General features: G+C 39.1%; 21 protein-coding genes. 2 read left to right on the top strand and 19 right to left on the bottom strand.

Annotated elements, in window-relative coordinates; all coding sequences use genetic code 11:
* Window positions 1-109: 109 nt before the first annotated feature.
* The 8 genes from APRE_RS01650 to APRE_RS01615 all read right to left on the bottom strand — a co-directional run bounded on the left by APRE_RS01650 (window position 110) and on the right by APRE_RS01615 (window position 9,686).
* Complete coding sequence (locus tag APRE_RS01650) at window positions 110-1,888, bottom strand: acyltransferase family protein (protein WP_015777266.1); 1,779 nt, start codon at window positions 1,886-1,888, stop codon at window positions 110-112.
* Window positions 1,878-2,270: a hypothetical protein gene (locus APRE_RS01645; protein WP_257005690.1), complete on the bottom strand. Its 393-nt coding sequence runs from the start codon at window positions 2,268-2,270 to the stop codon at window positions 1,878-1,880. The genes APRE_RS01650 and APRE_RS01645 overlap by 11 nt, the downstream gene beginning before the upstream one ends.
* Window positions 2,242-3,255: a threonine aldolase family protein gene (locus APRE_RS01640; RefSeq protein ID WP_015777264.1), complete on the bottom strand. Its 1,014-nt coding sequence runs from the start codon at window positions 3,253-3,255 to the stop codon at window positions 2,242-2,244. Before APRE_RS01640 ends, APRE_RS01645 begins: the two co-directional genes overlap by 29 nt.
* 96 nt (window positions 3,256-3,351) lie before the next feature.
* On the bottom strand, window positions 3,352-4,758 hold the full coding sequence (locus tag APRE_RS01635; protein WP_015777263.1) for a zinc ribbon domain-containing protein: 1,407 nt from the start codon (window positions 4,756-4,758) through the stop codon (window positions 3,352-3,354).
* 52 nt (window positions 4,759-4,810) lie between these two features.
* Window positions 4,811-5,749, bottom strand: coding sequence for an ABC transporter permease (locus APRE_RS01630; protein WP_015777262.1), 939 nt, complete (start codon window positions 5,747-5,749; stop codon window positions 4,811-4,813).
* Window positions 5,746-6,912 (bottom strand): ABC transporter permease, encoded by a 1,167-nt coding sequence (locus tag APRE_RS01625; RefSeq protein ID WP_015777261.1) that lies wholly within the window; start codon window positions 6,910-6,912, stop codon window positions 5,746-5,748. Before APRE_RS01625 ends, APRE_RS01630 begins: the two co-directional genes overlap by 4 nt.
* A complete protein-coding gene (locus APRE_RS01620; protein ID WP_015777260.1) occupies window positions 6,902-8,434 on the bottom strand; it encodes an ABC transporter ATP-binding protein in 1,533 nt (510 codons plus the stop codon). The genes APRE_RS01625 and APRE_RS01620 overlap by 11 nt, the downstream gene beginning before the upstream one ends.
* Window positions 8,435-8,552: 118 nt before the next feature.
* Window positions 8,553-9,686, bottom strand: coding sequence for a BMP family lipoprotein (locus tag APRE_RS01615; RefSeq protein WP_015777259.1), 1,134 nt, complete (start codon window positions 9,684-9,686; stop codon window positions 8,553-8,555).
* A gap of 268 nt (window positions 9,687-9,954) precedes the next feature.
* Here APRE_RS01615 and APRE_RS01610 point away from each other — a divergent pair, with 268 nt between their 5' ends.
* Together APRE_RS01610 and APRE_RS01605 are read left to right on the top strand one after the other, a co-directional pair.
* A complete protein-coding gene (locus APRE_RS01610) occupies window positions 9,955-10,674 on the top strand; it encodes an MIP/aquaporin family protein (protein ID WP_015777258.1) in 720 nt (239 codons plus the stop codon).
* 34 nt (window positions 10,675-10,708) lie between these two features.
* Window positions 10,709-12,184, top strand: a complete 1,476-nt coding sequence (locus APRE_RS01605) for an NAD(P)/FAD-dependent oxidoreductase (protein ID WP_015777257.1) — start codon at window positions 10,709-10,711, stop codon at window positions 12,182-12,184.
* Window positions 12,185-12,509: 325 nt separating this feature from the next.
* Here the strand turns inward: APRE_RS01605 and APRE_RS01600 are convergent, their stop codons facing one another.
* The 11 genes from APRE_RS01600 to APRE_RS01550 form a co-directional block, all read right to left on the bottom strand.
* A complete protein-coding gene (locus tag APRE_RS01600) occupies window positions 12,510-13,094 on the bottom strand; it encodes a DJ-1 family glyoxalase III (RefSeq protein ID WP_015777256.1) in 585 nt (194 codons plus the stop codon).
* A 12-nt stretch (window positions 13,095-13,106) separates the two neighbouring features.
* Complete coding sequence (gene rlmH / locus APRE_RS01595) at window positions 13,107-13,589, bottom strand: 23S rRNA (pseudouridine(1915)-N(3))-methyltransferase RlmH (RefSeq protein WP_015777255.1); 483 nt, start codon at window positions 13,587-13,589, stop codon at window positions 13,107-13,109.
* Window positions 13,589-13,987 carry an ATP cone domain-containing protein gene (locus APRE_RS01590; protein WP_015777254.1) on the bottom strand — a complete coding sequence of 133 codons (399 nt, stop codon included), beginning with the start codon at window positions 13,985-13,987 and terminating at the stop codon, window positions 13,589-13,591. Before APRE_RS01590 ends, rlmH begins: the two co-directional genes overlap by 1 nt.
* Window positions 13,988-14,058: 71 nt before the next feature.
* Entirely contained in the window at window positions 14,059-15,432 is a 1,374-nt protein-coding gene (locus tag APRE_RS01585; RefSeq protein WP_015777253.1) for an ABC transporter permease, read from the bottom strand.
* Window positions 15,422-16,459 (bottom strand): COG1361 S-layer family protein, encoded by a 1,038-nt coding sequence (locus APRE_RS01580; RefSeq protein WP_015777252.1) that lies wholly within the window; start codon window positions 16,457-16,459, stop codon window positions 15,422-15,424. The genes APRE_RS01585 and APRE_RS01580 overlap by 11 nt, the downstream gene beginning before the upstream one ends.
* Complete coding sequence (locus APRE_RS01575; RefSeq protein ID WP_015777251.1) at window positions 16,443-17,165, bottom strand: ABC transporter ATP-binding protein; 723 nt, start codon at window positions 17,163-17,165, stop codon at window positions 16,443-16,445. The genes APRE_RS01580 and APRE_RS01575 overlap by 17 nt, the downstream gene beginning before the upstream one ends.
* On the bottom strand, window positions 17,165-18,190 hold the full coding sequence (locus tag APRE_RS01570; RefSeq protein WP_015777250.1) for a lipid II:glycine glycyltransferase FemX: 1,026 nt from the start codon (window positions 18,188-18,190) through the stop codon (window positions 17,165-17,167). Before APRE_RS01570 ends, APRE_RS01575 begins: the two co-directional genes overlap by 1 nt.
* Window positions 18,191-18,282: 92 nt before the next feature.
* The gene (locus APRE_RS01565; RefSeq protein WP_015777249.1) at window positions 18,283-18,726 is read right to left on the bottom strand and encodes an 8-oxo-dGTP diphosphatase; all 444 of its coding nucleotides are present in this window, start codon (window positions 18,724-18,726) and stop codon (window positions 18,283-18,285) included.
* A gap of 96 nt (window positions 18,727-18,822) precedes the next feature.
* On the bottom strand, window positions 18,823-21,936 hold the full coding sequence (ileS, locus tag APRE_RS01560) for an isoleucine--tRNA ligase (RefSeq protein WP_015777248.1): 3,114 nt from the start codon (window positions 21,934-21,936) through the stop codon (window positions 18,823-18,825).
* Between the two features lie 262 nt (window positions 21,937-22,198).
* Window positions 22,199-22,684: a hypothetical protein gene (locus APRE_RS01555; protein ID WP_015777247.1), complete on the bottom strand. Its 486-nt coding sequence runs from the start codon at window positions 22,682-22,684 to the stop codon at window positions 22,199-22,201.
* 4 nt (window positions 22,685-22,688) lie between these two features.
* On the bottom strand, window positions 22,689-23,165 hold the full coding sequence (locus APRE_RS01550; RefSeq protein ID WP_015777246.1) for a glutathione peroxidase: 477 nt from the start codon (window positions 23,163-23,165) through the stop codon (window positions 22,689-22,691).
* Window positions 23,166-23,427 lie beyond the last annotated feature (262 nt).

Raw genomic sequence — 23,427 nt, 5'->3', positions numbered from 1 at the left:
AGGGCTTTTGCTTTGTTAATTTTCACAAAATAAAAGCAAATCCAATTAGGAGCTAAAAAGTCTTTTGCTAAAGGATTTGCTTTATTTTTATTAATTTATTCTAAGGAATCTACTTTCCTTCCTTTTTGCTTGCTTCAAGTATTGCCTTTTGAAGTAGTTTATTGTAGGCCTCGTAGGCTTCTGCTATTCCGTAGAAGTGGACTCCGTCCGTTCCCTCGTAGTATTCAGGATGCTTCATGGCTTCCTCTTCCCAAGGCATGTAGGTAACGAATTTATATTTATCTGCGATTTTTTTCATAGCTTTACTTACCCTGTGAGGCTGGTCATATCTGCTATCATAGCAAGATACAAGGACGAGCTTAGTCTTTTCTGGAAGGGCCTTTATTACTCTTTCAAGAGATTCTACAGGCTCTTCCACGGCATTGGTCCCAAGGGATAGGACTACTATCTCACCAAGCTTTCCTTCCTTCTTGTATTCTTCGATTATATCAGGAGCTTTCTCCAGAAGTCTACTTCCTTCGGCATCTACGGAAGTCCCCGGGATTTTCTCTTCTATATATTCCCTATTTCCCAAAAGCACAGAATCGCCAAGGATTGTCGTAGTCACTTCTTTATCTTTTAGGATTTCGTCTGGATTTTCATCCTCGTAGATTTGTTTGTCGACTTCCTTCTTGTCCTTATCAATTTGTCCTAGGTCTTGTTTAAGTGATGAAATCCAAATTTGTTTTTCAAGACTTACCATATCATCTGAGGCGTAGGATAGGCCTATGGCACTTACAAAAGAAATTACCACGACACTTACGAGACTTATAATCCTCACCCTGGTGCTTGGATCTATCTTTAATATCCTAAGGTCAACAGGCTCTCCCTTAAAGACTGGCTCGAAAATATGATAATTTATCATCACGAGAATTCCTGTCACTATTATGGTCATAAGGAGAGCTGTTGGCTTATTAAAGGCACTTTCCATTATGACAAAGACTGGCCAGTGGAGGAGGTAAACCGAGTAGGTATATGGGGCGATTTTCTTAATTGGTCTTACTTCTTCTATATCTTCATTAGATACAGCTGCAAGGATTGCAATAATTGTAAGAAGGTCGGTTAGGAAAAATCCTAGTATATAGGTTACCTTCATATCGTAAGATAGGGCAAAGGACATGATTAGGATAATTACCCCTGCTCCTATACTTGCTTCCTTGTAGGGGATCTTCCTGTAGCCAAATCTTTTGACAAAGCAAGCCACAAAGGCTCCCATAAAGAAGGAAGATAGTCTTGTAAAGTCAGAAAAGTAAACAAAGGACCTATTCTTATCAAGAGCAGTCATCCCTATGGTAAGTCCTAGGCTTAGGATATAGAGGATTAGGCTTGTTAGGAAAAACCTATTGGAGAAGGTCTTTTTTACGTTTTTGCTCCCCTTGCTCGTCTTATAGATAAAGTTGGTAAGTATGGGCCAAAGCAGATAGAAGTGGACTTCTATAGCGAGAAACCAAGTGTGGAGGAAGAGGTGTTTGACAAATTGTGACTCATAGCTTCCTCCAGAAAGTATCTCATAATAATTGCTAGTAAAGGAAAGACTTGCTATAAACTGGTCAAAATAAGAAACTGTAAAGTCCTTATTTATAGCAAAGGCCATAAGGCTCACTACAAAGATCATGAAGAGGACTCCAGGGAAAATCCTTATAAATCTCTTCTTGTAATAGGCTACAAGGTCTATTTTTTCATCCCTATAGACTTCATCCAAAAGATGAAAGCTTACCAGAAAGCCCGAGAGGACAAACATGATATTTACTCCCAAAAATCCTGCTGGAAGTATTTCCTTAAATATATGGTAGATTAAAATTATAGATATACCGTAAACACGGAGATAATCTAGTCCCTTAATTCTCATCTTCTACTTCCTCCCATTTTCCCTTTGCCTTCTTGTAAATTCTTCCATCATTGAACTTAATCTTAACCTGGCCATTTTCTTTTATATAATAAAAGTTATCGCCTATATAGACTCCATCTTTGCCGATTCTTCCCTTATCGAAGTCTCCCTTAAAGATTCCTTCCTTAGCCTTTAGGACTCCATTTCCTTGAAACTTTCCTTGGTAGAGATCTCCTGTATAGGTTAAATCATCGGTCAGCCTATAATCTTTGACAGCTTTTGTCTTTGGCCTTCCTATGGTATAGATTCCTCCGAGGATAAAAACTCCCAGAGAGAATTTGGCAAAATATTCTAAAAACTTCTTATATTCCATATCAAATCTCTTCCAAAAATCCTCTAACATCGCTCTCACTTGTTCTAAAGGTCGTTACAAGCCTTACGATATTAGTTCCTTCTAGTTTCTCCATCACTTCAAATTGGGCTATCTTTTGCCATCTTTCTAGGTCCTCATCAGACAGGTTTACAAATATCTGATTCGACTCGAAGGGATAAGTAAGCTCATAACCCTTTGCTTCAATCCCTTTGGCAAGATTTCTAGCCATGGCATAAGCCTTTCTGCTTCCTCTTAGGTAGAAGTCATCTTCACAGAAGACCCTCTCCCACATGATTCCAGAGATAAAACCCTTGGCAAGCATGGCTCCCTTTTGTTTGATTAGCTTTAGGGCATCTTTTTTGAGCTTATCATTTACTATAACTAGGGCCTCACCAAAAGGAAATCCCGCCTTGGTTCCACCCAGATAGAAAATATCGCACATAGAGGTCAAGTCCTTTAGGCTATAGTCGCACTTTTCACTGACGAGAGCAGCCGCAATCCTTGCTCCATCTATAAAAAGATACATGTCATTGGCCTTGCAGAAATCATAGATATCCATAATCTCAGCCTTGGTGTAGACTTCTCCAAGCTCTGTGGTATTTGAGATGTAGACCTTTTTGGGTCTTGTGCTAAATTCAGTGTCAAACTTTCCAATTTCTTTTTCTAGGATATGGCGACTTATTTTTCCTGAATCGGAATGACAAAGTTCGACCTTAAGACCTGTCGCCTCAATTGATCCTGCCTCATGGCCCTTGATATGGCCAGTTTCCAGGGCAAGGATTGAGTCTTGCTGGCGCATGTCAAGACTTAAACCAACGATATTGGCAGAAGTCCCCCCTGGGATAAAGTGAATATCTACACTAGAGTCACCCAGAGCTTTTCGAATTAGGTCTCTAGCATTTTCACAGTGATCGTCGAATCCGTAACCGATATTTGCTTCATCTATTTTTTCTTTAAGAGCATTCAGGATTTCTGGATAGCAAATCGAATTATAATCATTAACAAAAAAATACATAAAAACTCCTTTCCTATATTATAACAAAGTAAGAAAGATTTTGGGAAATTTTTATAAAATAAGCCACATAAAAACAGACTCTAATTGAGTCTGTTCTTATCTAAATAAATCCGCATCAAATTCCAATTCCCCACCTACTATGTTTGCCTTGATAGGGTCCTTGCTGAAGGATTTGATATCTAGAGTTAGAGTTCCATTATCCTTGGACCACTTTCCTGTATAGACAGTAGAGCCCGTTTCTAGTTTTACATTTTTGTCATTATCCAAAAATAAGCTATAGTTATCAATGAAATAATAGCCTGCAGGCTCTTCTTTAGCCTTGAAGTTGTCGTAGTAGGTCAGGCCGTCGACTTTGAGACTGCCATCATTTAGATAGCTTAGAAGGTCATCTACTAAGGCAAAGCCCTCGTAGGATATATCATAGAAGGTATCTGTCTTATCATCTAGGCTCCTGTGGGTAAGACCATCTCTTATAAGCTCTATACCAGAATCCTTATCGATTAGGCCTATATAATAGTCAAAGGCCTTGGTCATATCACCGACTTTCTCCTTGCTATTAATCTTATAGACATAGATTTCCTCTCCACTTCTTATGGCCTTACCCATAAATTCATGGCTGGTAACTGAGGTTAGTTCACTTCCCCCTATATGATCTTTTATATACTTGCTAAACTTATCCTTCTTGTCATCAGATCCTTGATTATTTTCCTTCTTGTCGTCCTTTTCTTCCTTGTCTTCTTCCTTCTTATCTTCTTCTTTATCCTGATTGTCTGTTTTATCTTCATCGCTAGGAGTCTCATCTGGGCTTGGAGCTTCTTTTTCTTTAAGGCCTTCTACCTTATAGTCTCTTGTCTGGTTGGTAAATTTAATATTAAAGTCTTTGGCCTTGTCATAGTTAATGGATATTGTAATATTTACAAGCTCTCCATTAGTCAAGCCATGCTCCTTACTTACGCCGAAGCTGGTGTTTTTTTCCAATTCGTCTATTAATCTTGCTGTTGATACCTGCTCCTTGCTTTTTTTGTCGTAGATTTTTCCCTCGTAGTCGTTTATGAAGCTTTCCTTATCATATTTGATATCTAGGCCTCCATCCCCATTTTCTCCTACAGCACTAATATTTAGATAATAGTTTAGGTCGATACTTAATTCTTCTATTTGGGAATCCTTGTATTTTTTGAAGCCAAAAAAAGCCACGAGAGTCACAAGGATAGCAAGGAGACCTGTGGCGATTAGCTTTTTAGTCTTATTCTCCTTCGGAGGACCTAGCTCTTCTAGAAGGTCGTTGATGTCTTTATATATTTCTTCTTCGTCGTCATAGTAATCATCATCGTCTTCTAAGCCCTCCTCATCTGACAAGTCTTCTTCTAAATCTTCATCCACATCTTCCAAGGCTTCTTCCCTATTTTCTCTTACATCACCATCTCTTGAAGGGCTTTCCTCCCCACAAAAAGGGCAAACCTTGGACTTATCATCAATTTCTCTATTACAATTTTTACATTTCATACTATCTCCTAAAAATAGGCCCCCTTGTGGAGGCCCAAAATTTTCTTATATTTTATACATCTTCTACTGTAAAGTAAGGCTTACCGCTCGCCTTTGGTGCATAGCTTCTTCCCTTAAATATTATAAGGATAAGGAGGGTTGCGATGTATGGGATCATTGAAATAAACTCTATTGGGATGCCGATTGAGGTTGAACCTAGGTAGGTTGCAATTGCCTGAGCTAAGCCAAAGAATAAGGATCCTACAAGCACTCCCTGTGGCTTCCAGTTACCAAATATTACAGTAACAAGGGCGATGTATCCTTGACCTGCGATTAGGGTTGGCGAGAAGGATGAAACTACTGCAAGAGACATGCTAGCTCCTCCAAGGCCACCCATAAAGCCAGAAAATATTACTGAAAGATATCTTACCTTTACTACATTGATATTTAAACTCTCACTTGCCTTTGGATGTTCTCCAACAGCTATAACCCTAAGTCCTATTTTAGTCTTATATAGTACAACATACAAGACCACTACCATGATTAGTGATAAATATACAGTCGCATATTGGCCAAAAATATTGTCAAAGACTTGGCTAGAAGAGATTCCCCTAAAAAGTCTTGGTATCTTATTTTCGAGTGGGATTGAAGGAGTTTGGGTCGCTCCACTAAAGAACAATCTCGATAGGAAAAGCGCAAGACCAGGAGCAAGGGTATTTATTGCTATACCTGATATAGTCTGATCTCCAGCAAGACTTACAGAGACAAAGGCATGGATTAGACCAAAAAATGCTCCAGCAAGACCTCCTCCTAAGAAGGCTAGCCAAGGATTACCTACATAGTAGCCTAGGACCGCACCAGTTAGGGCTCCTATAGTCATCATTCCCTCAAGACCGATATTTACAACACCGGATTTTTCACTCATCATTCCGCCAAGTCCAGTAAGTAGAACTGGGGCAGCATTCGAGAAGGTATTTCCTATGATTAGGGCTAAGATTGTAAGATTAATCATAATTCCTCCTTCTTTTCTTCTATCTCTTTGTTGACATAAGACATGTCTACAGCAGTTTTTTCATTTCTCTTTTTAGAATTTTTCTTTCTAATTTTTGCCTTTATTATTCTAAATACCAAAGGCACAGCTGTAAAGAGGATAATAGTTCCAATAATAATTGAGATAATTTCGCTTGGAACTCCCATAGTTCTTTGGAGATTGCCTCCTGCATATTTCAAAGATCCAAAGAAGAGTCCTGAAAATATTACTCCAATAGGATTATTTGATGCAAGAAGAGAAACAGCCAAGCCATCGAAACCAAAGTTTTGCATGGAAGATAGGATCGATAGGTTGTAGGTAAAGCCTAAAACTTGGGTCACACCTGCAAGTGAGCATATTGCTCCAGAAATCGCCATAGATTGAATAATCTTATTTCCCGCGTTGATTCCTCCATATTGACTTGCTTCTTTGTTGAGGCCTACTGCCTTTAGCTCATAACCTAGGGTTGTTTTATTCAGGATATACCAAACAACAATCACAGCAACTATGGCTATAATAGTTCCCCAGTGGATTGGCGCCCTAAAAAACTTGGAGAAAAATCCATCGAATCTCTTGGCAGCGTCAGTAAAGAGGGTAATCTTTGCATTATCAGCCACATCGAAGGAACTCATAGAGTTTGGTTGTCTAAATCTATAAACTACAAAGTTTTGGAAGTAAAAGGCAATCCAGTTGAGCATGATAGTAGAGATTACCTCGTGGATGCCGAATTTCGCCTTGATAAAACCAGCTATAGCTCCATAAATTGCTCCGATAACCATGGCAAGGACTATGGCTACTATAGGAAGTAGAACTGGAGGTAGATTTAGATTATAGCCTACAAGAAAGGCTACTACAGTTCCAATTATAAATTGGCCCTCTGCTCCCATGTTGAAAAGTCCAGTCTTAAAGGCGAAGGCAACACCCAAACCAGTCATAATAATAGGGGTCGATGTTACAATTGCCCATCCCATATTCCTTGGGCTCTTAAATACTCCCAAGAATAGATTCTTGAAGCCTTCGATTGGATCAAATCCTGCTATTACAAGAACCAAGGCTCCTACCAAAAGTCCCAAAAGTATTGATATTATGGTAAAAAGTATCTTAGATGAGCCTAAGCTTTTTCTTCTATTTACTTTATTTGTCATCGATACCTCCTGCCATAAGTCTTCCTATTTCAAACTCGTCTGTCTCTTTAGGGTCCTTTTCTCCTACGATTTTACCATCATAGATTACGAGGATCCTATCTGATAAGTCCATTATCTCATCAAGCTCGAAGCTTATAAGAAGTACTGCCTTGTTTTGATTTCTAAGCTCCACTAGATATTGGTGTATAAATTCTATAGCTCCTACATCAAGTCCCCTAGTAGGTTGGGCTGCTATTAAGACGTCAGGATTATTTGAGATCTCTCTTGCGATTATTACCTTTTGTTGGTTACCACCAGAAAGGCTTATCGCTTTTTCTTCTATATCGTCTGGTCTAATATCAAATTTCCCTACCAAATCCTTGGCATTATCGTCTATGTTTTTGAAGTTGAGTCTTCCTTTTGTAGAAAATGGCTCTTCTCCTACTCTTTCGAGTATTAGATTGTCCTTTATAGGATATTCTAGGATAAGTCCTCTCTTTTGCCTATCTTCTGGGATAGAATTCATACCAGTATCAAGGATCTTTCTCGTAGAAGCGTTGGTTATATCTACTCCATTTAGGTTCACGCTTCCTCTATTTGCCTTAGTCATTCCAGTTATGGCATCGATTAATTCTGTCTGTCCATTGCCATCAACTCCAGCAATTCCTAGAATTTCTCCAGCGTGAAGCTTTAGGTCAAGGCCTTTTAGAGCATCAATTCCTCTCTTATCCTTAACCCATAAGTCCTCGATATTTAGGACAACTCCGCCCTTTTCGATTGCTTTTTTGTCGACATTAAAGCTTACATCACGGCCTACCATTTTTTCAGCTAGGATGTTTTCGTCAACGCTTTTGACATCGACCTTGTCTATAAACTTACCTCTCCTAATTATGGTACAAGTATCAGCCATGGCCTTAATTTCAGATAATTTGTGAGTTATAATTATGACTGACTTGTCTAGCTCGGTAAGTCTTTTGACTATTTCTATAAATTCCACAATCTCTTGTGGGGTAAGAACTGCCGTAGGCTCATCAAAGATTAGGATATCTGCCCCGTGATATAGGGCCTTTAGGATTTCGACCCTTTGTTGCATACCTACTGATATGTCTTCGACCTTTGCCTTAGGGTCGATTGTTAGGTTGTACTCTTTGCTTATCTTTTCTACCTCAGCGTAAGCCTTTTTCCTATCGAGGAATAATCCCTTGGATTTCTCATAGCCAAGGATAATATTTTCTGTTACAGTCAAGGGCTCTATAAGCATAAAGTGCTGGTGCACCATACCAATTCCCGCTTCGATTGCCTTTTTAGGAGTCATAGAAGCAAAGGTCTTGCCATTAATTGTAATACTTCCCTCGTTTGGTGGAAACATGCCGTAGAGAACATTCATAAGCGTTGTCTTGCCTGCACCATTTTCTCCAAGGAGAGCGTGGACCTCGCACTTGTGAAGGTCAAAGTTTATATTTGTCAAGACTTCCTTAGAGCCAAAGCGCTTTGTGATGTTTCTCATACTTACAACTGGGGCCTTATCAAAATATTTTTTCATAGGTTTCCCCCTTAATAACTTTCTACCTTTATCATATCATAAATCTAAAAAATATTATAAAAAAAAGACAGAAAACTTACTCCCGAATGCTCAGGAGCAAGTCTGCTAATTTTAAATTTTACTTATCATATCCCATAGAATTGAATTCTTCTTCGTTTTGTGGAACTTCGATTTTGCCATCAACGATTTCTTTTCTCAATTCTTCTACCTTGTCTTTAACCTCTTGGCTAACTAGGTCGTTTTTAGCGTAAGCAATATCAACTGCTTTTCCATCTGCAAGTGTAAATTCTTTTGTTGTACCACCTTCGAATTCACCCTTGTTAAGTCCGTCGATTACAAGTTTAACTGCATCGCCTACACCCTTGATTGTAGAAACTAGCATATGATCTGGTGCTTCTTCTGATTGGTCACGGTCAACTCCGATAACCCATTTGTCGTTTTCTTTTGCAGCTTCGATTACTCCGATACCAACTCCACCAGCAGCGTGCATTACAACATCTGCACCTTCTTGATACATTTGGTTAGCGATGTTTTTACCCTTAGCTTGGTCTGAGTAGCTGTTTGCGTATTGTACATCTACCTTGATGTCAGTACCTTTTTCTCTAGCAGCTTGTTTTACACCAGCCTTGAAACCATATTCAAATCTGTCAATTACGTCTGATACTTGTCCACCTACGAATCCTACGTGGTTAGATTCTGATTTCATTCCTGCAATATATCCTACTAAGAATGAGTTTTGGTGGTCAGCAAAGGTAATACCTAATAGATTTTCTGCCTTATCGATATTTGCATTGTCGATTATAGCGTATTTTTGTTCAGGATTTTCCTTAGCTGCAGTAACTGTATCGTTGTATAAAGCGTAACCTACAGTTAGGATTAGATCTGATTCACTATCTAGGGCAGATTCAAGGTTTGGTTGGTATTCTGCTGTTGAGTGTGATTCTATATAATCGAAGTCAGATTTTCCTTCATCCTTGTAAGCGTTAAGTCCTTCATAAGCTGATTGGTTAAAGCTCTTATCGTTAACTCCACCCTCGTCAGTTACCATAGTAACTTTTACTGTTTCACCAGTAGGAGTTTCAGCTTCGCCATCCTTATTTTCTTCTGCTTTATTTTCGGCTGTCTCGCTTGTCTCAGCAGGAGCCTTTGCATTATCATCCTTCTTATCATTTGCTGTATCTCCTCCACAAGAAGTTAGTGCAAGTGATAAAGTTAGTGCAGAAACAACAGACATAATTTTACTAATTTTCATATATTCCTCCCTAATTATGCTTGTTTAGTTACATGATAATCATATAATATATCTCATATTTTGTCCATAGTTTATGTGTAAATTTTAGCTTTTATCAAATTTCTATGTTTGATTTAAATTTTAAATAAAATACTTGATATTTTTTAAAGTCCATGCTATACTATAAGTGTAAATGTTTTCACAATTTAATATCCGAGGAGCCTGGCAACAATATATTTTACTTGTTGCTTTTTGTTTACTTATCTGATATCTATATTAGGAGGAATTTATGAGAGATATTATAATGGGTGAATTTTTCGGAACAATGATTCTTATACTACTCGGTGACGGCGTAGTAGCAAACGTTTTACTCAATAAGAGTGGACAAAAAGGTGGAGGCTCTGTCCAAATCACATTTGCATGGGGTCTTGCAGTACTAGTCCCTGCATTTATATTTGGAAAACTATCTGGCGCAAGCTTTAACCCAGCTTTATCAATCGCCTTAGCTTTTAAGGGAGATGTCGCTTACTCTGACTTACCAGCTTATATCATAGCTCAATTGGCTGGTGCCTTCGTTGGTGCTGTTTTGGTATATATTCTCTTTAAAGACCACTACGATGCAACTAGCGATGAACCACTCACTGTAAGAGCTACTTTCTGTACAGCTCCAACTATACCAAATACTTTTAGAAACCTACTTTCAGAAATCATCGGTACTTTCGTACTAGTATTTGCTATCCTAGGTCTTTCTCAAGTAGACGGAGCAGGAACTGTCGGAGTTGATAAGTTTTTAGTATTCGGAATAATCGTCTCAATCGGTATGTCTTTGGGTGGACTAACAGGTTATGCCATAAATCCTGCCAGAGACCTTGGACCAAGAATTGCCTATGCAGTACTTCCATTCAAAAACAAGGCAGACCCTAACTGGGGATATTCTTGGATTCCAGTAGTAGGACCAATCTTAGGTGGTCTACTAGCAGTAGTAATCTATAACTTTATCTTTATATAAGATTTATAGAAATTAGAAAATAGGAAGTGAGTTTATGTTTGATGTAATTATAATAGGAGCAGGCGTGTGCGGGGCCTCCATTGCCAGGAGGCTATCCCGTTACAAACTTGATATACTCCTTCTTGAGAAAGAAAACGACGTATCTATGGGCGCAAGCAAGGCCAACTCTGCCATAGTCCATGGAGGATATGCAGAAAGCGGCAAGGAGCTTAGGGGTAGGTTATGCTATCCTGGAAGAATTTCTTTCGAAAAACTCAACGAAGAGCTAAACTTTGGCTTTTTGGCCAATGGTTCTCTTGTTTTAGCCTTCGATGAGAACGATATGAAAATGCTTGATGTCCTCTATCAAATGGGCAAGGAAAACGGCCTCGATGATATAGAAATCATAGGTCAAGAAAAGCTTCGCGAGATCGAAGAAAATGTATCCGATGATGCAATAGGCGCCTTATACTGTAAGGGTGCGGGAGTTTGCTCTCCTTATGAATATGTAATAGCCCTAGTAGAAAATGCCATGGACAATGGCTTAAAGCTAAAACTTAATAGTGAAGTCGTAGGAATCGAAAAAGAAGAAGATGTATTTAAAGTTAAGACAGATAAGGGCGAATCTTTCGAAGGAAGATTTGTTATAAATGCGACTGGACTTAATGGTGCCAAGGTTTCTTCTATGATTACTCAAACAGATTTTGATATTCACCCAAGAAGCGGCGAGTATCTAATCATGCAAAAGGGAACTGGATCTCGCATTAAGCAGGTCCTTTTCCAAACACCTAGTCCTAAGTCTAAGGGTATTCTTGTAACTAGGACCTATCATAACAATATCTTGATCGGCCCTGATGCAATAGATGAGGAAGAAATTGACCTAGGTACCCACACAGAAAGACTAGAAGAAATCTATAAGCTAGCACAAAAGTCTGTCAAAGAAGATGTCCTAAACTTAAAGGAATTTATAAGATCTTTCACAGGACTTAGACCAGCATCTTCAACTGGAGATTTCATAATCGAAAATACTAAGACTAATGGCTTTATAAATGTTGTCGGCATCCAATCTCCTGGTGTTACTTCTTCGCCTGCAATAGCAGAGATGGTCGAAGATATCCTAGTTGATATTGGACTAAGCTTAGAAGACGATCCATCCTATAATCCATATAGAAAGCCAATAATCGAGTATAAGGACCTTGAAGACTTTAACAAAGTAAAAGATAAGGTCGACCTCCCTTTGGGAGATCCAGAAAGACTTGTTTGTAGGTGCGAGCAAGTAAGTGAGAAGACCATTAGAGATGCTCTTAATAGAGGAATCGAACTTACAAGTTTTGACGCAGTCAAGAGAAGAACCCGCTGCGGTATGGGCTTTTGCCAAGGAGCCTTCTGTAGAAATAGGGTCCTTGAAGTAATGGAAGACGAATATGGTCATCCTATAGAAAACAAGAAGTTTGACAGCGAAAACTCAGGAATTTCTAGGATTAATAAGAAAGATATAAATGAATTAATAAAGGAAATCGAAAATAAATAAGGTTAAAATAAAGACTCTTGATTTTATCTTTAACTGGAATGAGAAGACGAGGAAAATTCCTCGTCTCTTTCCTTTACAGAAATCTTGCCCTTATAGCAAGCTTCTTGAGATTCTTATCAATTAGATTTTCCTTAGAATCTTAAGAAGTTTAAATAGTAAACATATGGCTAGTTGAGAATAGATCTAGGATGATAAGCCTTAGATATTTTTATAAGGCTAGTATTCTCATTATTAATTTTTCTTAGGATATTTAGGATTTTCCACTTAAGACCAAAAGAAAATCGCCCCTAAGGGCGACTCTTAATTTATTTATTTTTAGCTAATTTTAGTATTCAAAGCCAAAATATTTCTCGACTGCCTCATGTTGAGTGCCGTGTTTAAGTTTGACTACTGCCTCATCTCCTCCAATTATATAAGCAAGTCTTAGGGCAAGGTAGTTGGTCACGGCAGCTCCCCTTCCTGTGGTGATATTGCCATCTGTCACTACAATCTCATTATCTACATACTCCCCTGTCTGGTCCATCTCATCTTTCATATCTGGGAAGGATGTGGCCTTTTTGTCAGATAAAATTCCTGCCTCATTGAGGACTACTGGTCCTGCACAAATTGCTCCTATGATTTTTCCCGCATCGTTAAATCTTCTTAGAAGGTCTAAGACTTTTTCATTATCCCTCATAGCATAGGCGCCCTTTGTGCCTCCTGGAATATAGACTCCCATATAGTCTTCTTCCTTTATATCAGAAAAGCTAATATCTGCCTTAAAGGAAACATCCTGACTTGTCTTAAGCTCTTTACTTTCCTCGGTAGATGCTATATCAAGCTTAACTCCAATTCTTCTAAGATAATCAATTACTGTAAATATCTCTATTGTCTCGTTGCCATTTGCCACTAAAACTAAAAATTTATTCATCAAAACTCCTTCTTATTTGTGATAAGGATGGTTATTTATTATCCTAAAGGCCCTGTATATTTGCTCTGAAAGGATAACTCTCATAAGCTGGTGGGGATAGGTAAACTTGCCAAAGGAAAGCTTCTTATTAGCACGCCCCGTTACATTTTTGGAAAGACCATTCGATCCGCCTATTACAAAAACTAAATCTCTTCCCCCTCCCATAAGCATCTCATCTTTGATAAAGTCTGCGAAGTCCTCGCTAGTCATCTCTTTACCTAGGATTTCTAAAGTCACAAGGAAGGCTCCGTCCTTGATTTTGGATAGGATCTTTTCCCCTTCCTTATCCTTTATATCTTCAAGCTCCTTTTCAGAAAGGCCTTCGGGCGCCATAATATCTGCCACTTCTACAATTTCAATATTATTGTAGGCTCCCATCCTTTTGATATATTCATCTATAGCATCCCTATAGAACTTCTCCTTAATCTTTCCTACTGCGACTATCTTTATGTTCATTAATCTTCCTTGATGTAAGATATAAAGGAATCATATACTTTTGAGTAGCCTTCCTTAAGCAGGGAATCCTTGATATAGTTTTTAATCTCGCTAGTCTTATAGACTTTTCTAGGGTCAGAGTCTAGGGTATCCAATACATCATCTACAATTATCGCAAGATCAGATGTGTTCATGGCTGCCTTCTCATCTCCTGCAGCATTTTTGATAGATCTTTCTATCTTGTCTTTAGAAAATTTTTCGACAGATCCAGACCTCTTGATTACATAAGTGTTCTCCTTATCTTCCAGCATTTCGCCTACAAGGTCTACGTCAAGAGTAGCAAGATCACTTCTTATATCGTCTAGGCTAAGTTTATTTTCATCTAGATATTTTTTGATTTCTGTACTTAATTTAGTCATTTCTTCCTCCTCGCTTTTTATATTTATACCCAATGATAATTTTTTGGCATAAAAAAAGCAGATTTCTCTGCTTAATTTGCTCTTAGAGCTTCTATGGCTGATAGTTTGGTTGCTCTTCTGGCTGGAATGTAGCCTGCAAGGACTCCTACCATTGATGAAAAGCCAACTCCTACTAGGGCTAGCCATATTGGAATTAGGAGGATTTTAGCATCTTCTCCCCCTCCCATAAAGATCCCCGATCCTTGGGCGAGTTTATTTATCACACCTCCTATAAGTAGGGAAATTATAAGTCCCACAATTCCTCCGAAGAATCCTATAAATCCTGATTCTATTAGAAACATGGACCTTATGTCGTTGATGGAAGCACCTATTACCTTCATAACTCCGATTTCCTTTTGTCTTTCGTAGATGCTCATAAGCATGGTGTTGATTATTCCTATAGCCGAAACTATAAAGGCAACGGAGCCGATTCCCCCAAGTATAAGGGTTACAATCATACTGGTCTTTTTAATTTCTTCGGCAGATCCTGCAGATGATTGGGTCTGAAAGCCCGCCTTTCTTATGGCAGTTTCTACATCTTCTAGCTTTTCAACATCTTCTACTACAACATTTAGATTATCATAGCTGATCTGTCCATCATTTTTGACCTCTACTGGCTTGCCGTCTGGGCCGAAGTTTTGGTTAAGCTGTGGGCTTTCTAGTTTCTTATCTTCCTTTTGGAGCTTCTTGTAGAGGCTTTCGTTAATCACTGATGACCAGCCCATTACAAAGGACTTGGAGTTTAGAGTTCCTGAAATCTCTACAGGAATATCCGCATAGGTCGGTTTTTTCTCTTCACCATTTTCCTGATTTTCATTTCCGAAATTGACCCCATCGTCGTTTTCATCCTGCCAACCCAGTCTTATAAAATACTTATGGCCCCTGTAGTCGAAATCTTCTACAGGCTCTCCGGAGTAACCTCCTCCTTCGCGAACCATCTTCATAGGCCTAACCTCAGATCCTAGGATAATCTTATTGTCATCAGTCCTATTCATCTTAGAACCTGAGCTAAACATATCTCCTGTAAGCTTATCGATTACATCATCAGGCATTACTTGGATTTGGCTATCAAGGCTATAATCATCTTCTCCTTCAATTTTTATTTCGCTATAGAAGCTTTTGAAGGGAACTACGACCTTGACCCCGTCTATGCTTTGAAGTCTCGAAATACTTGCCTGGTCAACCTTAGTCGAACCCCCATTATTTTCCGTGAGGATTGTAATAGAAGTAAGACCTCCGAATGATTCAACCATATCCTTCTGTTGTTGATTGATCCCCAGGGCGAAGGCTATCATTAGGATTATGGAGCTTGCTCCTATAACTACGGATAGAACGGTTAGAACCGTCCTAGACTTCCTTCTGACGAGGTTTCTTAGGGCCATCTGGAATCTGTCACTAATCTTCATCGTCTATTATTAGCTCCTCGTCTTTTTTAGCCTTTCTTTTCTTCTTCAAAAGTATGAGAAGGAGGGCTGCAAGGACTATAATTCCTATCCAGATAAATGGAGACGAAAGTACTGATGAGTTTTCTTCCATTGGAGGAGCCTCTCCTATCATCTCTCCTGTTTCAGGATCGATCATTCCGTTTTCTCCTTCAAATCCTCCCATTACCTCAGTACTAAATTCCTTAGTCTTCTTGTAGGCCTTGCCCCTGGAGTCTTCGTAGATTATCTCTATAGTTCCAGAGACCTTACCTTCAGATTTAGGAGTTATGTTACAAGAGAAGGTCTCCGTGCTTCCTGCATTGAAGTTTCCGATAAATCTCTCGTTTTCATCTACGTCGAAGCCATCTCCCTTGACCCTTACCATTACCGTATCGAGATTGTCTTTTCCTGTGTTATAAATATTTACAGATAAAGATCCAGGAGTATTGGCATTTAGCTCTCCCAATTTGACCTTGCCGAAATTCACCCCAGACCTTTGGGCTACAGGGATGCCTATAGTCTCTGTGCTCTTGTATTGGTTTCCCCAATAGTCTTCGTATTCCATTGTGAGATTTACCACATAAGGACCTGGAGTTGCATTTGGTAGGACGCTCATTGTTATGTATTTACTAGTCCAATCCCAAGGGTAGAGGGCCGCTACATAGAAGGTATTTGACCTATCAACTGGTGTAAAGACAGATCCGTCCGATACTAGGGTATTGTTGGCAGTGCTCGTATTTTGTGGAGCGGATGCCAGGGTTTGCTCTAGGGTAACCTTGAGATTATAGATAGTGTTTTCGTTATTAGTGTTATAGAGGGTAAAGGATAGGTCGAAGTTCTCCCCTGCCTCTGCTATAGTTGGGCTAAGCTCATAGTCTGAGATTATAAGCTTGGGTTGATTTTTGATAGGACCTTGGGAAGAGCCTATATCATTTGCCCCTGGGCTAGCTTGGCCAGAGGAAGTTTCAGCTGTATTTGTAGTTTCTGTCGGGTTAAGATTCGCCATCATTTTCTAGTACCTCGTCAATTGTGTATTTTTCGTGAATTTTCTCTAAACGTCCATCTCTCATAAAAAGCACCTTGTCAGCAAACTCGGTCATCTCGTCATCGTGGGTTACCATAATAAAGGTTTGCTGGTTTTCTTTGGTAATCTTTTTGATAAGATTCATAATCTCAAAGCTCGTCTTGGTGTCGAGATTTCCTGTTGGCTCATCGGCAAAGATAATCTTTGGAAGACCGACAAAGGCACGGGCTATGGAGACCCTTTGTTGCTGACCACCGGAAAGCTCGTTTGGCTTGTTGTCCATCCTATCAGAAAGACCCACTTCCTTTAAGATCTTGTAGGCCTCCTTCTTTCTCTCCTCCCTACTAAGTCCCTTGAAGGTTAGGGGAAGGGAGACATTCTCCCAGGCTGATAGATAAGGAAGGAGATTGTAGGATTGGAAGACAAAGCCTATATTTAGGTTTCTAAATTTAGTAATCTGTTCCTCGTTAAGGTCGGTTAGGGAGATATTTCCGTATTTTATAGATCCCTTGGTCGGTCTTTCAAGACCTGCGAGCATATTAAGTAGGGTAGACTTACCCGAACCGCTCGTTCCCAAAAGAGCCACAAACTCGCCCTTTTCTATATCTAGGTCTATCCCATCCAGGGCCTTTATGATATTACCACCTAGCTTGTAATATTTCTTAAGCCCTCTGATTTCTATTAGACTCACTAGTCTTCCTTTTCTTCCTCTTTCTTGAAGTGAGGATTTTTCTCCTTGATATATTCATCATAAAGCTTCTCATCTAGGACAATGTCGATTTCTCCTATGAGATTTTCTACATTTTCTTCTGTAAATTTCCTCTTAAATCTGTAAAGTCCGTCGGAATCATCAGCCTCGAAAATTCCTCCCATATCATAATGGTCATAGCCTTTTTCAGCAGCATATTTTACTTCTTCGTAGTTTATCTGATAGTTTTGACCCATGTCCTTATGCTCATCACTTGAACCACCATAAAGGGCTAGGGCCCTGTTTCCATAGCAGATTAACATAGATGAGCAAAGTGGAGTCTCTTCTAGATAAGAAACTGAAAGTCTTATCTCGTCCTTGTAATTATCATAAAGAGCCTTGAAATACTCGTAAGGTCTATGATTTATTCCAGCTCTTTCGGCAGTATCTACTACTTGCTTGTAGAGGATATCCACTCCTTCTTCCCCGACTTCTCTGGTCTCGATTCCGTCCCTGTAGGATTTTCTAGTGTGTTTTCTAGTATTTTTGGAGAAGTTCTTGAAAATCTCTTCCCCGTCTCTTCCGTCTATGTCTAGGACCATGTTAAGAAGGGGCTGAGATGAAGTAGTCTTATCGTGACGGATAGTAATTCCGTTTTCCGCATAGAGCTTAACTAAATCCTCATCCATACGAACTAATGGGTCTATACGAAGGAGGAAGCCATCATTTTCCTTAGCAAAGGCACTCGCTTCATCGATTAATTTCTTCACCAATTCTATATCTCTTAGGTCACAGACAGGTCCTCTCGTAGCATAGAAGAAGTTCTTGCCGACCTTTCCATCTCTTATATATATAACTGAAAGGGCTCCCTTGATTTCGCCATCTTCTTCGACATAGAAGTAGACGCTTTCCCAATTAGCCTTGATATTCGCCCAGCGCATATCCTGCATGAAGTTGCCATATGGCGAATTCTTGATAAAATCATTGTATTTTTTAACTAAGTCCTTGTTGTTTTTATCTAAAATCATATTACTCTCTCTTTCACTTCAAATTAACTGTTATGCTCCTAGCCATACATTTACTTAATTATAACAGGAGCTAGGGTTTTTTTCAATATATTCTATTGATAGATTAGCCTTCCCTCATCATAAAACCAGGTGATTTCTTGGAATTTCCCTTCATAAATCTCAAAAATCTTATCCATTGACTCAGAAAGCCCATCGCTTTTTTTCATATTATCATAAGAATCCCAGAAGAGCCTACCTTCCCTATTATTTTCGATAAGCTCTCCCTTAAAGTCACTTGTCCTAAAGAGAAATCCCATATCACGCCTTCCTTCGACAATCCAAGTTATAAGACCAACAAGCTTAGGATTTTCGATCTCGAGATTAGTCTCCTCCTTGGCCTCTCTAATGACAGAATCGGTAAGGCTCTCCCCTTCCTCGACCTTGCCTCCAGGAAAGGTAAGCCCCTCCCGGCCATACTTTTTTACCTTGTCAAGAACAAGAACCCTATCATTAACTTCATCACAAATCATTACCATATTCATTAATCTAGTCTGCATAAACCCTCACTAACTTTAACTTCTCTTATTATTATATGTTATTTATAATTAAGTAAAAGTTTGTACAAAAAATTGGACCCTAAGGCCCAACTTTTATTATAATCTCTCAAGCTCGATTTTAACTGTCTTGTCATTTAGTTCTATTTCTTCACTTGTGAGGTCTTTTCTTTCGAACTTATCTGCTAGGGTTTCTTTTGTGATTTCTTCTTTGAATTTCTCTAGAGATTTGTTTAGTTCGTCGGATGCTTGGTAGTAGATATTGATTCTGTCTGTTACTTCAAATCCACTATCTTTTCTCATGTTTTGAACCTTGGAGGTAAATTCTCTCGCATATCCCTCATCACGGAGGTCTTCTGTGATTTCTGTATCGAGTATTACGAAGACATTGCCGTCCATTTCTACATCGAATCCTTCTTTGGCAGAGATTCTTATGTCTAGATAGTCTTTTGTGACTTGATAAGTCTCATCTCCTAGGGTGATTTCTTGAGGCTTTTCTTCAACAGCTTCTATGAATTTCTTGGCATCGGTGGATGCTAGGAATTTAGCGAAGTCGTTGACTTTGGATTGGAAGATTCTTCCTACTACTCTAAAGTCTGGTTTTAGGAAGTAATCCATGAAGTCTGATAGGTCGTCTTCGAAGTCGACATCCTTTATGTTTAGCTCTTCCTTAACTAGACCTGTAAGGTCTGCGATTTTTTCCTTGTAGGCTCCGTCTACTATGATTTTGGCTAGTGGTTGACGAACTTTGATTGATTCTTTCTCTCTTGAAGCTCTACCGAGATTTACTATCTTTCTTACAAGGTCCATGCTTTCTTCAAGGTCTGTATCAATCATTTTCTCGTCTGCCTTAGGGAGGAGGCTTGTGTGAACAGTCTTTTCTCCTGTAAGTGATCTAAAGACTTCTTCAGCTATAAATGGTGTGATTGGAGCGATGAGCTTGGATATTGTAAGGATTGCATCAAATGTAGTCTTGTATACTGCTTTCTTGCTATCTGTAAGCTCTGAGTTCCAGAATCTCTTTCTATTTCTTCTGATGTACCAGTTTGATAGATCTTCTACTACGAAGTCTGAAATCATGTGAACTACCTTGTTGTAGTCAAAGGCGTCCATTGCTTCTGTGTAGTTTTTGATTAGGGTGTTTAGTTTGGAGTAGAGCCATTTATCTATTTTTTCAAGTTTTAGGTCGCTAAATCCTGCTATTTCCTCAGCACTTAGTTTATCTGTTTCAGCGTATAGGCCGAAGAAGTTGTAGACATTTTCGAATGTTCTAAAGAAGTTGTTCTTAACTTCGATTAGGCCCTTTTCGTCAAACTTGGTTTGCATCCATGGTGGAGATACATAAAGTGAGTAGAATCTTACGGCATCTGCCCCGTATTTATCAAAGAGGGCAAATGGATCGAGGGTGTTTCCTTTGGATTTACTCATCTTTTGACCATTCTTATCTACTACAAGGTCATTTACTAAGACATTTTTGTAAGGTGCCTTGCCTGTTGTGATGGTAGATATGGCCATTAGTGAGTAGAACCAGCCTCTTGTTTGGTCGATTCCTTCACAGATAAAGTCTGCTGGGAAGTATTCTTCAAAGTCTTCCTTGTGTTCGAATGGATAGTGAAGTTGGGCAAATGGCATTGCTCCTGAGTCAAACCAAACGTCGATTACATCAGGAACCCTATGCATGGTGCCTCCGCACTTATCACATTTGATAGATACGTTATCTACATATGGTCTGTGAAGTTCTATATCTTCTGATATATCCTCGATTGCACGTTCCTTTAGCTCGGCTCTTGATCCAACTGTATCTGTGTGGCCGCATTCATCACATTTCCAGATATTTAGTGGAGTTCCCCAGTATCTTGACCTAGATATAGCCCAGTCTTTTACGTTTTCGAGCCAGTTTCCAAATCTCTTGTCCCCTATAGTTTGTGGGTACCAGTTTACGCTTTTGTTGTTTTCTACCATGGCATCTGAGAACTTGCTCATTTCTATATACCAGGATGGTTTTGCATAATATACTAGTGGTGTGTGGCATCTCCAGCAGTGTGGGTAGTTGTGTTCTATAGTTTGTTTGTTAAATACCTTGCCTTCTTCTTGGAGGTGTCTCCAGATTTTTTCGTTGGTATCAAAGATAAATTCGCCCTTCCAAGGAGTTTCTGTAAAGCATCCTTCAAGGTCAACTGGTTGGACAAAGGCAAGTCCGTATTTTCTTCCTATTTGGTAGTCGTCCTCACCAAAGGCTGGAGCGGAGTGAACTATACCTGTACCATCTTCTGCAGAAACGTAGTCGGCAAGGGTTATGATAAAGGCCTTGTCATCTCCTACATTTACATATGGCATAAGTTGTTCATATTCCCAGTATTCCATATCCTTGCCTGGGAATTCTTCTACGACTTCGTAGTCCCTTTCTCCCATAAGATTTTCAGCTAGGGATTTGGCACAATAATAGTAAGAATCTTCATCTGCTACGTAAAGCTTAGCGTAAGTAAGCTCTGGGTGAACTGATAGGGCCACGTTTGATGGGAGGGTCCATGGGGTTGTGGTCCATGCTAGGAAGTACTCGTTATCAGTCCCCTTTTTCTTAAACTTAACTGTAAGAGTAATGGTCTTATCCATTTGGTAACCTTGGGCAACCTCGTGGCTTGCAAGACCTGTACCACAACGTGGACAGTAAGGCATAACCTTGGCTCCCTCGTAGATATAGCCGTTTTTGAAGGCCTTATCTAGGAGGTACCATTCTGTTTCTACATAGTCGTTATCCATTGTGACATAAGGATCATCCATGTTGTAGAGATAGGCCATCCTATCTGACATCTCTCTCCATTGGTCGGAGTATTTCCAAACAGATTCCTTACATAACTTGTTGAACTTTTCGATTCCGTATTCTTCTATGTCGTTTTTGTCGTGAAAGCCTAGGGTCTTTTCTACTTCTATTTCTACAGGAAGACCGTGTGTATCCCAGCCTGCCTTTTTTAGGACCTTGTAGCCTTGCATGTTTTTGTATCTGCTTGTCATGTCCTTAAGGGTACGAGCGATAACGTGGTGGATTCCTGGTCTACCGTTTGCTGTTGGAGGTCCGTCGTAGATTATGTATTCTTCGGCATCCTCTCTTGTAGCGAAAGTCTCGTTAAGTAGGTCTATTTCTTGCCAATACTTTTCGACTTCTCCTTCTCTTTTCCTTACATCTTTGCTGTCTAAAGATTTAAATTCTGACATCAATAACTCCTTTTATTTCTAAAAAATAAAACCGTCCTTAAAAAGGACGGTCCACCGTTTTAATAGACAATTTAACGCAATTGTAACGTAATAAACTACTAATTCATTTATTAGACTAGAAGATGATCTTCGCCCAAAACGCCTCTAGCAGCTTTCACCTAACCTGCCTCTCTTTTAGATTGATAGAGGGTTACTCTTCTTCTTAACGTCATATTTATATTATAATATAATACTAAGACTGTTTTTTGTCAAATATTAATTCCTATATGTGTCTAACTATCTTAAACTTCTCTAGGTTGTAGACATCAAACTCGTCAATATTGGCCCTGTCCTTAGCATCTTCATACATCTGATAGTCGCTTTCGTAGTCATTTCTGTAGACTATAACTGGGTTGTTGTTGTAATTTAGTAAGAGGCCGTGGTAGACTCCGAAGTCTTCGATTTTGGCGATTGGCTTAACCTTATTAATCTCTAGAACTTGGATATAAATATCATCTAGGTCATCTTCCTTGATAGCTAAGGCATTGTTAAAAATTCCGAGATTGACTGTCTCGTTGATTATATCTAGGCCTATGTTTTTCCTGGTTGGATAAATTGATCCTGCCCTTTCTCTCTTATCTCCCATTTTTATTTCTATGATTACACCGTTGTGGTTATCTTCAAATTCCTCATCGTACTTGTCGAGATATTTTCCCGTATCTAGATAGTGCCTTAAGGAATCGAAAGCTAGTTTTACAAATTTGTCCATTTTCCTATCCTAATAATTTCTCTATATCTTTTTCCATATTCTCTGGCTTCTTATTTGAACCGAAGCGTGCTACTACATTTCCTTCTCTATCTATCAAAAACTTGGTGAAGTTCCACTTGATAGCCTTGCCAAGTCCTTTCTTTTCTTCCTTAAGGAAGGTATAAAGTGGGTCTTCATTTTCCCCATTAACGTCGATTTTTTTGAATCTGTCAAAGCTTGTCCCAAAGTTTAGGGCACAGAAGGAATCTATCTCTTCATCAGATTCTGGAGCTTGATTTCCAAATTGATTGCAAGGAAAGTCCAAAATCTCAAAGCCCTGATCCTTATATTTCTTATATAAGGCCTCGAGAGCGTCGTATTGTTTGGTAAAGCCACAGTGGGTAGCTGTATTTACTATAAGAAGGACCTTTCCCTCATATTTACTAAGGGAGATTTCCTTATTATCTTTATCTAAAACTGTAAAGTCATATACACTAGTCATAAAACCTCCTTGACTCTTCTAGTATAGATTATACAACTTGGGAGTATTTTTGCAGTTGACATTTTTAATAATTAGTTATATAATTGCATTATCATAAACTTTATATAAAGAAGAGTAGTACAAGGACTTGATTACAGAGAGCTTCGTTTTGGTGAAAGAAGTAGATGGAAGTTGTATGAAGATGGTCTTTATCTAGGAGGCTTCGATATTAGAGGCCTACGTTAGCTTACGTTACAAAGCAAGGGTATGTTTGTACCTGATA

Source organism: Anaerococcus prevotii DSM 20548, assembly GCF_000024105.1.
Lineage (GTDB): Bacteria > Bacillota > Clostridia > Tissierellales > Peptoniphilaceae > Anaerococcus > Anaerococcus prevotii.
The sequence above is the reverse complement of the archived record's forward strand: the minus strand, read 5'-3'. Positions and strand labels throughout refer to the sequence as shown.